This is a genomic window from Achromobacter semiaridum (assembly GCF_053543755.1).
Window position 1 is genome coordinate 1 of sequence record NZ_JBLVOL010000091.1, and the last position, 11,323, is coordinate 11,323.

At 66.7% G+C, this 11,323-nt stretch carries 6 protein-coding genes; 1 reads left to right on the forward strand and 5 read right to left on the reverse strand.

Going from position 1 to position 11,323, the window contains the following annotated elements; translation table 11 throughout:
- The first annotated feature begins 29 nt into the window (after positions 1 to 29).
- Positions 30 to 1,280: a D-amino acid dehydrogenase gene (locus ACNPP0_RS22280; RefSeq protein WP_448707034.1), complete on the forward strand. Its 1,251-nt coding sequence runs from the start codon at positions 30 to 32 to the stop codon at positions 1,278 to 1,280.
- 33 nt (positions 1,281 to 1,313) lie between these two features.
- On the opposite strand, the gene ACNPP0_RS22285 is transcribed toward ACNPP0_RS22280, so the two are convergent.
- The 5 genes from ACNPP0_RS22285 to ACNPP0_RS22305 all read right to left on the reverse strand — a co-directional run.
- Entirely contained in the window at positions 1,314 to 2,318 is a 1,005-nt protein-coding gene (locus tag ACNPP0_RS22285; RefSeq protein ID WP_448707032.1) for a Bug family tripartite tricarboxylate transporter substrate binding protein, read from the reverse strand.
- Positions 2,319 to 2,491: 173 nt separating this feature from the next.
- A complete protein-coding gene (locus tag ACNPP0_RS22290; protein ID WP_332612342.1) occupies positions 2,492 to 3,946 on the reverse strand; it encodes an efflux transporter outer membrane subunit in 1,455 nt (484 codons plus the stop codon).
- Positions 3,943 to 7,056 carry a multidrug efflux RND transporter permease subunit gene (locus ACNPP0_RS22295; protein WP_332612344.1) on the reverse strand — a complete coding sequence of 1,038 codons (3,114 nt, stop codon included), beginning with the start codon at positions 7,054 to 7,056 and terminating at the stop codon, positions 3,943 to 3,945. The genes ACNPP0_RS22290 and ACNPP0_RS22295 overlap by 4 nt, the downstream gene beginning before the upstream one ends.
- Positions 7,053 to 10,151: an MdtB/MuxB family multidrug efflux RND transporter permease subunit gene (locus ACNPP0_RS22300; protein ID WP_332612346.1), complete on the reverse strand. Its 3,099-nt coding sequence runs from the start codon at positions 10,149 to 10,151 to the stop codon at positions 7,053 to 7,055. The genes ACNPP0_RS22295 and ACNPP0_RS22300 overlap by 4 nt, the downstream gene beginning before the upstream one ends.
- Positions 10,152 to 10,163: 12 nt before the next feature.
- On the reverse strand, positions 10,164 to 11,323 hold a 1,160-nt coding region (locus tag ACNPP0_RS22305; RefSeq protein WP_448707033.1), incomplete at its 5' end, for an MdtA/MuxA family multidrug efflux RND transporter periplasmic adaptor subunit.

An 11,323-nucleotide genomic window follows, 5' to 3' on the forward strand; every position in this document is an offset into this window, starting at 1 on the left:
GCCACGCGCTGCGCCCGGCTTGGAGCATCATGCACATTGTTGTCATCGGCGCGGGCGTGGTCGGCATGGCCACCGCCTACTTCCTGCATCGCGAGGGCCATCGCGTTACCGTGGTGGACGCGGGCTCCGGCCCGGGCCAGGCCACCAGCATGGCCAATGGTGCGCAGCTGAGCTATAGCTTTGTTGCGCCGCTGGCCGACCCCGCCGTGCTGCCCAAACTGCCGTCCTGGCTGCTGGCGCAGGATGCCCCGCTGCGCTTTCGTCCGCGCCTGGACCCGGACCAATGGCGCTGGAGCATCGGCTTCCTGCGTGCCTGCACGCGCACCAAGAACCGGTCCACCACGCGCGAGCTGCTGGCGTTGGGCATGTACAGCCGCCTGTGCGTGCACGAGCTGGTGCGCAACGAGCAGCCCGATTTTGACTTTTCATCAGCGGGCAAGCTGCTGGTCTACCAGGACGCGGCGGCGTACCGGCACGCGCTGGCGCAGCGCGATTACCTGGGCGGGCTGGGCTGCGAACAACAGGTGATGAACGCCGACGCCTGCGTGGCGATGGAGCCCGCGCTGACCGCGATCGGGCGCAGCATCCAGGGCGCGCTGTACACGCCTACTGAAGACGCCGGCGACTGCCAACGCTTGTGCATGGAACTGGAACGCATCCTGCGCGCCGCGCCCGACCCGGTGCGCTTTTACTTCGACACGCGGGTCAAGGCGCTGCGCCATGAACGCGGCCGCATCACCAGCGCCAACACCACCGTTGGCGATCTGTCGGCCGACCACTTCGTGCTGGCCGGCGGCATGGGCGCGCAGGCGCTGGCGCGGCCACTGGGGCTGAACCTGCACATCTATCCGCTGAAGGGATACAGCCTGACCTATACCTTGACGCCCGATAGCGTGGCGCCCACGGCAAGCATCAGTGACATCCGCCGCAAGGTGGTCTATGCGCGGCTGGGCCAGCGCCTGCGCGTGGCGGGCATGGTCGATATCGGCACGAGCGGTGGCGGGGTCGATCCGCAGCGCGTGCGCAGCCTGGAACGCGATGTGACGCAGTTCTTTCCGGACCTGAATGCGGCGGGGCCGCCCGCTGCGTGGGCGGGGCTGCGGCCCGCGCGGCCCGACGGCAAGCCACTGATCGGCGCCACGCCCTATCGCAACCTGTGGTTGAACACCGGCCACGGCGGCTTGGGTTTTACGCTGGCCCTGGGCAGCGCGCGCATGTTGACGGACTTGATGCGGGGCCGCGACCCCGCCGTGGAGCCGGCGGCTTTCGCGCTGCAATGAACGCGCGCCCAGCCTGAATCGCCGGGCGCGAAATCAATCCGCCTTGATGCCGCGGCTTTGGATCAGCTTGCCCCACTTGGCGCGTTCCTTGACTTCGAACGCCGCCAGGTCCGCGCCGAACACGTTGCCCGGCGTGGCGCCGCCTTGCGCCAGCGACTGCTGCAACCGCGGCGACTTCAGCGCTTGCCGCATGGCGGCGATCAGCTTGTCGACCACCGGCGCCGGCGTGCCGCGCGGCGCGTACAGGCCCGACCACGCGGTGACCTCGAAGCCGGGCAAACCCGCCTCCGCCATCGTGGGCAAGTCGGGCGCGGCGGGGCTGCGTTCGGCCGAGGTGACCGCGATGCCGCGCAGGCGTCCGCCCGGCTTCAGCGCCGACATGGAACTGGGCAGGTTATCCATCAGGATGTCGACCTGGCCGCCGATCACGGCGGGTATCGCCGCCGACGAACCCTTGAACGGCACGTGCAGCATCTGCAAGCCCGCCGCCGATTCAAAATACGCGCCCGTCAGGTGCACCGACGAACCAACGCCGGGCGACGCATACGAATACTTGCCCGGGTCTTTCTTCACGGCCTTCATCACATCGTCCAGGTTGCGCCAGGGCGAATCGGCGGCCACCGCCATGACGTTGGGCGTAGACGCGATCATGCCCAGCGGCACCAGGTCGGTGGCGGGGTTGAAGCCGATGTTGCTGTAGAGGTATTGGTTGACCGTCTGCGTGCCGACCGAACCGAGCACGATGGTGTAGCCATCGGCCTGCGCGCGGGACGCAGCGGCAACGCCCAGGTTGCCCGCCGCGCCCGGTTTGTTTTCCACCACGATGGACTGGCCCAGCGCGGGCGCCATGTGCTGCGCAATGGTGCGCGCAAACAGATCGGTGGTGCCGCCCGGCGGAAACGGCACGATCAACGTGATCGGCCGCTCGGGCCATGCCTGCGCGGAGGCCGCCGCCGACAACGCCAACGTAGCGACCGCCGCCACGCTGGAAAAACGCGCCGCCCGTAAAGCGGTGCGCCATTGAATTGACCAGCCCATCCTTGTTCCCCTTCGCAGATTTTTGTGTGCGTGTGATCAAACGGAATTCGGCGTCGGTGCAGCGTGACGACAGAGCGCAAGAAAAGTGACCAGCTGGTCACTTTTTACGCACTAGCATTAAGAACCGGCGCAGAAAGCTTGTCAACGAATGCGAAGAGGATTACGCGTTATCCCTAGGAACCGTCCCAACCGCCGCCCAAGGCCACGATCAGGTTCACGCTGGCAACCAGCCGCGTGCCCAACAGGCTTAGCGCATTGCGCTCGCTGTTAAGCGCGGTGGCGTCCACCACCGCCACGCTCAGATAGTCCACCAGGCCGGCCTTGTACTGGTTCTGAATCAGGCGCAGCGACTCGCGCGCGGACTCCAGCGCGCGGCGTTGCACGGTCTGTTCGTTTTCCATAACGCGCAGCTGGATCAGATAGTCCTCGACTTCGCGCAGGCCGACCAACGCCGCTTGGCGATAGGCGGCCGCTTGCGAGTCGTAGGCGGCGCGCGCCTGTTCGACCTGCGCGGCACGTGCGCCGCCATCGAATAGGGTCAGCGCCAACGCCGGGCCCAGCGACCAAAAGCGCGCGGGCGCCGTCAGCAGGTCCGCGAACTGGCCGTTGCGAAAGCCGCCGTCGGCCGACAGGATCAGCGAGGGGAACCACGCGGCCTCGGCCACGCCGATCTGCGCATTGGCCGCGGCCGCGCGACGTTCGGCGGCGGCGATGTCCGGACGCCGCTCAAGCAGCTCGGACGGCAGCCCCACCGGAATCCGCGGCAGCTTCAAGGCGAACACCGCCGGCGGCAGGCTGAATTGCGACGGCGCCTGCCCCATCAACACCGCGATGGCGTGCTCGTACTGGCCGCGCTGCCAGTCCAGGTCAATCGACTGGGCGCGCGTGCTTTCCACCTGCGTGCGCGCCACGGCGATGTCGGCCTGCCCGGCCACGCCCACTTCATATCGGTTCTGCGTCAGTTGCAGCGACTTTTCATACGCCGCCACGGTAGCGTCCAGCAGGCGCTTCTGTTCGTCCAGCACGCGCAGTTGCAGATACGTCTGCACCAGCGCCGCCTGCGCGCTCAGGCGCGTGGCGGCCAGATCGGCCAGGCTGGCCGCCGCGCTGGCCTCGGACGATTCCGTGCTGCGGCGCACGCGTCCCCACACGTCCAGTTCCCAGCTGACGCTGCCCGTCACGGAATACTGGTTCGACACATTGCTGCCATTGCCCGACGACGATGACGAGCCCGTGCCGCTACCCGCGCGCGACATGCCCGCGCTGGCGCCCACGGTGGGATAGAAACCGGCGCGCGCGGCGCGCACCAGGCCCAGCGCCTGGCGGTAATTGGCCTCGGCCTGGGCAATGGTCTGGTTCGACGTGTTCAGCCGCTCGACCAGCGTATTGAGCGTCTCGTCCTCATACACCAGCCACCACTTGCCACGGTCGGCAACGTCGCGCGGCTCTGCGCGCTTCCAGCCGTCTACCTGCTCTTGCCCCTGCCCTTCCTTGTAGGACGCGCCCACATCCAGCGCGGGGCGTTGGTAATCAGGGCCGACCGCGCACGCGCCAAGCAGCGCGCAAAGCGCCAGCGTGACGGCGCTGCGGGGAAGAAAGGAGGCGGCAAACGGCTTGGGTCGGATCATGTAGGTTCTATGGAAGCAGGGGCGTCATTTCGCCGGGCGCGCCAGCGCGAGGCCCACAGGCGAAAACGGTCCAGGTAAAGATAGACCACCGGGGTGGTGTACAGCGTCAGGATCTGGCTGAGGACCAGGCCGCCCACGATGGTAATGCCCAGCGGCTGGCGCATCTCGACGCCGGCCCCGGTTGCCAGCACCAGCGGCAGCGCGCCGAAGATGGCGGCCATGGTCGTCATCATGATGGGGCGAAAGCGTGTCAGGCAGGCCTGGAAGATCGCTTCGCGTGGCGCCATGCCCTGCACGCGCTGCGCTTCCAGCGCAAAGTCCACCATCATGATGGCGTTCTTTTTCACGATGCCGATCAACAGAAACACGCCGATCAGCGCAATCAGCGTGAAGTCCTGCCGCACCAGCAGCAGCGCCAGCAGCGCGCCCAGCCCGGCGGACGGCAGCGTGGACAGGATCGTCAGCGGATGCACGAAGCTCTCGTACAAAATGCCCAGCACGATGTACATCGTGACCAGCGCCGCCAGGATCAGCCACGGCTGCTGCGCAAGCGTTTGCTGCAAGGCGGCGGCGGTGCCCTGGAAGCCCGCCTGGATCTGGTCCGACGGCAAGCCGATGCGCGCCACGGCCGCGTCGATGGCGGCGGTGGCCTGGCCCAGCGACACGCCGGGCGCCAGGCTGAACGACACGGTATCCGCCACGAACAAACCCTGGTGCTGCACGCTGAGCGGGGCGTTGCCGTTTTCAAGGCTTGCGAAGGCCAGCAGCGGCACGCGCGCGCCGGTGGACGTGATCACTTCCACCTGCTTGAGCGATTCGATGTCTTCGGCAAACTTGGGCTCCAGCCCCAGCACCACGTGGTACTGGTTCAGCGGCCCGTACATCACCGACACCTGCCGCTGGCTGAACGAATTGTTCAGCACGGTGGATATCGTGGACATGCTGACGCCCAGCCGCGTTGCGGCCTCGCGGTCGATCACCAGGTTGATCTGGCGGCCCTTGTCCTCGACGTCGGTATCCACGTCGGTAATTTCAGGAATCTTCGCCATCGCCTGCTGCACCTTGGGCATCCAGGTGCGCAGCAATTGCAGGTCGCCCGACATCAGCGTGTAGTCGTACGAGCCCTGGCTCTGGCGCCCACCGATGCGGATGTCCTGTTGCGACACCAGGAACATGCGCGCGCCCGGCATGTTTTGCAGCTTGCCGCGCAGCCGGTTGATGACCACGTCCGCCGACACCTTGCGTTCTTCCAGCGGCTTTAACTGGATCTGCATGAAGCTGCTGTTGCTGCCGCCGCGCCCGCCCGCGTAGCCCGTCATGCTTTGGACCGCCGGGTCTGCCAGCACCACCTTGCGCAGCGCGTCCAGCTTGGGGACGGTGGCCTGGAACGATGTGCCCTGGTCCACCCGGAAAAAACCCAGCAGCTGACCCGTGTCCTGCTGCGGGAAAAAGCCCTTGGGCACCGCCATGTACAGGTACACGTTCAGGCCCACGGCCACGGCCAGCGTCAGCATCATCAACCGCCCATGCGCCAGCGCCCAGCGCAGGCTGCGGCGATAGCCGTCCAGCATGGCTTCAAAGCCGCGTTCGGACCAGCGCGCGAGCCGCCCGGGAGGCTTGGCGTCCTTGGGCTCGGGCCGCAACAGCCGCGCGCACATCATGGGCGTCAACGTCAGGGACACCACCAGCGACACCATGATGGCGGCCGACAGCGTCACGGCAAATTCGCGGAACAGCCGGCCCACCACGCCGCCCATCAGCAGGATGGGGATGAACACCGCCACCAGCGACAGGCTCATGGACAGCACGGTAAAGCCCACTTCGCGCGAGCCGCGCAGCGCCGCGCGCATGGGGGACATGCCGTTCTCGACATGCCGCATGATGTTCTCTAACACCACGATGGCATCGTCCACCACGAAGCCGGTGGCCACGATCAGCGCCATCAGCGAGATGGTGTTCAGCGTGAAGCCGCACATATACATGATGCAGAACGTGCCGATCAGCGATACCGGCACCGCCACGCTGGGGATGATGGCCGCGCGCCAGCGGCGCAGGAACAGCAGCACCACCAGCACCACCAGCCCCACGGCAATGATCAGCGTAAGTTCGGCTTCGTGCAGCGACGCGCGGATGCTGGGCGTGCGGTCTTGCGCAACCGTCATGTTCACGTCGGCCGGCATCAGCGCCTGCAACACGGGCAGCTGCGCGCGCACCGCGTTCACGGCTTCGATGATGTTGGCGTCGGCCTGCCGCCGCACGATCATCAGGATGGCCTTGCGATCGTTGTAGAAGCCGGTCTGGTACAGGTCTTCAACGGAATCCTCGACCTTGGCCACATCCGACACGCGCACCGGCGCACCGTCTTTCCAGGCCACGATCAGCGGCCGGTATTGTTCGGCGCGGCTGAGCTGGTCGCTGACCATGATCTGCCAGTGGTAGCGGTCGTTCTCCAGCACGCCCTTGGGTCGGTTCGCGTTGGCGTTGGCCAGCGTGCTGCGCAGCTGGTCCAGCGACACGCCGCGATTGGCCAGCGCGCCCGGCAGCACCGTGACGCGCACGGCCGGCAGTGAACTGCCGCCCACGGTGACTTCGCCCACGCCGTCCACCTGCGCCAGTTTTTGCGCCACGATGGTGGAGGCAATGTCGTACAGCTGCCCCTGGCCCAGCGTGTCGGACGTCAGCGCCAAGGTCATGATGGGCGCGTCCGACGGATTGGACTTGTGATACGTGGGGTTGCTGCGCAAGCCGGAAGGCAGCAACGAACGCGCGGCGTTGATCGCGGCCTGCACGTCGCGCGCCGCACCGTTGATATCGCGCGACAGGTCAAATTGCAGCGTGACGCGGGTGGACCCCTGCGAGCTGCTGGAGGTCATTTCGGTCACGCCCGCGATGCTGCCCAGCGACCGCTCAAGCGGCGTGGCCACGCTGGACGCCATGGTCTCGGGGCTGGCGCCCGGCAGGCTGGCCGACACCGAGATCGTGGGGATGTCCACCTGCGGCAAGGGCGCCACCGGCAACAGGAAAAACGCCAGCAGCCCCGCCATCACGACCGCCACGCTTAGCAGCGTGGTCGCTACCGGCCGGACGATGAAGGGCGCCGACATGATCATGACGCGTCCCCGGCGGCGGGCTCGCGCACGCCACGCCAGCGGCGCGACAGGCGGTCGAACATCAAATAGATGACGGGCGTGGTGAACAGCGTCAGCACCTGGCTGAGCAACAGGCCGCCCACCATCACCAGGCCCAGCGGCTGGCGCAGTTCAGCGCCGGTACCCGTGGACAGCATCAGCGGCAAGGCGCCGAACAGCGCGGCAAGCGTAGTCATCAAGATGGGCCGGAAGCGCAGCAGCGCGGCTTCATGGATGGCCGCGCGCGGGCTCAGGCCGCGCTTGCGCTCGGCGTCCAGCGCGAAGTCGATCATCATGATGGCGTTCTTTTTCACGATGCCGATCAGCAGGATGATGCCGATGATGCCGATCATGTCCAGCTCGGTGCCGCTGATCAACAGCGCCAGCAAGGCCCCCACACCGGCGGACGGCAGGGTCGACAGGATGGTGATAGGGTGGATATAGCTTTCGTACAGCACACCCAGCACGATGTACATGGTGACCACGGCGGCCAGGATCAGCCACAACGTGCTGGTCAGCGAATTCTGGAACGCCAGCGCGGCGCCCTGGAAGCGGGTCTCGACGCTGGCCGGCATGCCGATCTCGGCTTCGGCGGCGGTGATGGCCTGGACCGCGTTGGACAAGGACGCGCCCGGCGCCAGGTTGAACGACACCGTGACCATCGGAAACTGATCCAGCCGGTTCACGGCCAGCACCGTGCGCCCTTCGGAAATATGCGCCACCGACGACAGCGGCACCTGCGTGCCGGCGGCGGTGGGCACATGGATCTGCCCCAGCGCGGACGGGTTCATCTGAAATTGCGGCTGCACCTCCAGCACCACGCGGTACTGGTTCGACTGCGTGAATATCGTCGATATCAGACGCTGGCCGAAGGCATCGTAAAGCGCTTCGTCGATGACGGCGGCGGTAATGCCCAGGCGCGAGGCGGCATCGCGGTCGATCTCAACCCAGGTCTGCAAGCCATCGTCCTGCAAGTCATCCGTTACGTCCTTCAGGCCCGGCACCTGGCGCAGCCGGTCCACCAGCTTGGGCGTCCATTCGCTAAGCACTTTCAGGTCGGGGTTGGACAGCGTCATCTGGTATTGGGTGCGGCTGACGCGGTCTTCGATGGTCAGGTCCTGCACGGGCTGCATGTAGACGGTCAGGCCGTCCTGCTTGCCCAGCGATTCCTGCAAGCGCGCCATCACCGTGCGCAAATCGCCGCTGCGCTCGGCTTGCGGCTTCAGGGAAATCTGCATGCGGCCGGCGCTAAGCGTGGCGTTGCTGCCATCGACACCGATGAACGAGGACACGGCCTGCACGTCAGGATCCTGGAGCACCAGCCGCGCGGCGGCCTGCTGACGTTCGGCCATGGCCGGAAACGATATTGATTGCGGCGCCTGCGTGATGGCCTGGATCAGCCCGGTGTCCTGCTGTGGGAAAAAGCCCTTGGGCACCACCATGTACAGCACCACGGTCAGCGCGAACGTGCCCACCGCCACCAGCAAGGTCAGCGGCTGATGGCGCAGCACCACTTGCAGCATCCGGTCATAGCCGGCGATGACGCGGTCGATGAAGTTGCCCGTCGCGGTGTGAAAACGCCCGTGCTTCTGTTCCGATTCCGCCCGCAGCAGGCGCGCGCACATCATCGGCGTCAGGGTCAGCGACACGACCAGCGAGATCAGGATGGACACCGCCAGCGTGATGGCGAATTCGCGGAACAGCCGGCCCACGACTTCGGTCATGAACAGCAGCGGAATCAGTACGGCGATCAATGAGAAGGTCAACGAGATCAGCGTGAACCCGATCTGCGAGGCGCCCTTGAGCGCCGCCTGCATCGGCGTTTCGCCTTCTTCGATGTGGCGCGCGATGTTCTCGATCATGACGATGGCGTCGTCCACCACGAAGCCGGTGGCGATCGTCAGCGCCATCAAGGTCAGGTTGTTGATGGAAAACCCGGCCAGGTACATGATGCCGAACGTGCCCACCAGCGACAGCGGCACCACCACGCTGGGGATCAGGGTGGCGGTCAGGCTGCGCAGGAACACGAAGGTCACCATCACCACCAGCCCCACGGCCAGCAGCATTTCAAACTTCACGTCTTCGACGGAATCGCGGATGGTCTGCGTGCGGTCGGACACCACGGTGACATCCAGCGTGGCCGGCAGCGCGGCGCGCAGCTGCGGCAACAGCGTCTGGATGCGGTTGACCACATCGATCACGTTGGCGCCGGGCTGGCGCTGGATGTTCAACAGGATGGCGGGCTTGTCGCCGGCCCACGCGGCCTGGCGCGTGTCTTCGGCGCCTTCGACCGCGCGCGCCACGTCGGACAGGCGCAGCGGCGCGTTGTTCTTGTAGGCAATGATCAGGTCGTTGTAGTCGGTGGGCGACTTCAGCTGGTCATTGGCGTTGATGGTGGTGGACCGCAGCGGGCCGTCCAGATTGCCCTTGGGCTGGTTGACGTTAGCGCCCACGATGGCGGTACGCAGGTCGGACATGGCCAGGCCGTTGGCGGCCAGCGCCTGCGGGTTCACCTGCACGCGCACGGCCGGGCGCTGCCCGCCCGCCACGCTGACCAGGCCCACGCCGGGAATCTGCGACAGCTTCTGCGCCACCCGCGTATCGACCAGATCGCGCACCTGCGGCAAGGGCATGGTGGGCGACGTGATGGCCAGCGTCAGCACGGCGGCGTCGGCGGGGTTGACCTTGTTATAGGTGGGCGGCACCGGCAGGTCGCTGGGCAGCAGATTGGATGCCGCGTTGATGGCGGCCTGCACCTGCTGCTCGGCCACGTCCAGCGGCAAGGTCAGGTTGAACTGCATGGTGATGACCGACGCGCCGCCCGAACTGGTGGACGACATCTGGTTCAAGCCGGGCATCTGCCCAAACTGCCGTTCCAGCGGTGACGTGACCAGCGAGGTCATCACGTCGGGGCTGGCCCCGGGGTACAGCGTCACCACCTGGATCGTCGGGTAGTCCACCTCGGGCAGCGCCGACACGGGCAACATGCGGTAGGCGATGAAGCCGGCAATCAGGATGGCCACCATCGCCAGCGTGGTGGCGACGGGGCGCAGGATGAACAGACGCGACGGACTCACGATGCGCTCGGCTTATTTGGACGGCGGCGTGGTGCCGGCAGGCGCGCCCGCGCCCAGCGTCTTGTCGCGGGTGGCGGGAATGACTTCGGCGCCGCCCACGATTTCAACCTTGGCCCCCGCGCGCAGGCGGTCGGTGCCTTCGGTGACGACGCGGTCGCCCGGTTGCAGCCCTTCGTTGACGGCGACCATGCCGTTGTTGATGGCGCCCAGTTTGACCTGGCGCACGGCGATGGTGTTGTCCGGCTGCACCAGGAACACAAAGGCGCCGGCCGAGCCTTGCTGGATGGCGGCGGTGGGGATGGCGGTGACGTCCTTGCGCGTCAGCACGTGCAGGCGCACGTTGACGAACTGGTTCGGGAACAGCGCGTCGTCGGCGTTTTCAAACCTGGCCTTCAGCTTCAGGGTGCCTGTGGCGACGTCGATCTGGTTGTCCAGCGTTTCCAGCACGCCGGTGGCGATGCGGCGCGTGTCGGCGCGGTCGTAGGCGTCGACGGCCAAGGTCCGGCCGGCCGCGATTTCGCCGCGCACTTCGGGCAGCTGGGTTTCCGGCAGCGTGAAGACGACGGAGATCGGCTGAGTCTGGGTGATGACAACCAGCCCATTGGTATCGGCGCTGGACACCAGGTTGCCCCGGTCAACCTGGCGCAAGCCCAGCCGGCCGCTGATAGGCGCGGTGATGCGGGCGTAATCCAGCTGCAACTTGGCGTTGTCCACGTTGGCCTGGTCGCTCTTGACGGTGCCTTCGTACTGGCGCACCAGCGCGGCCTGGGTGTCCACCTGTTGCTTGGCGATGGAGTCCTGTTTGAACAGGGCTTGATAGCGTTGCAGGTCGCGCCGCGCGTTTTCAAGCTGTGCCAGGTTCTGCATCTGCGTGCCGCGCGCCTGGTCCAGCGCCACCTGGAAAGCGCGCGGGTCCACTTGTGCCAACACGTCGCCGGCCTTCACTTGCTGGCCTTCCTGGAATTGCACGTCGACCAGTTCGCCGCTGACGCGGCTGCGCACGGTGACCGTGTTGTACGCCGTGACCGTGCCCAGGGACTTCAGATAGATGTCGATGTCCTGCTTGGCGGCGGTGGCGATGCGCACCGGCACGGGCAGGTTGGCCATCGCGGCTGCCGGCGGCCGGCCGGCGCCCGGGCCGCGCGCCCCCCCCGGGCCGCCCTGCTTGGCAG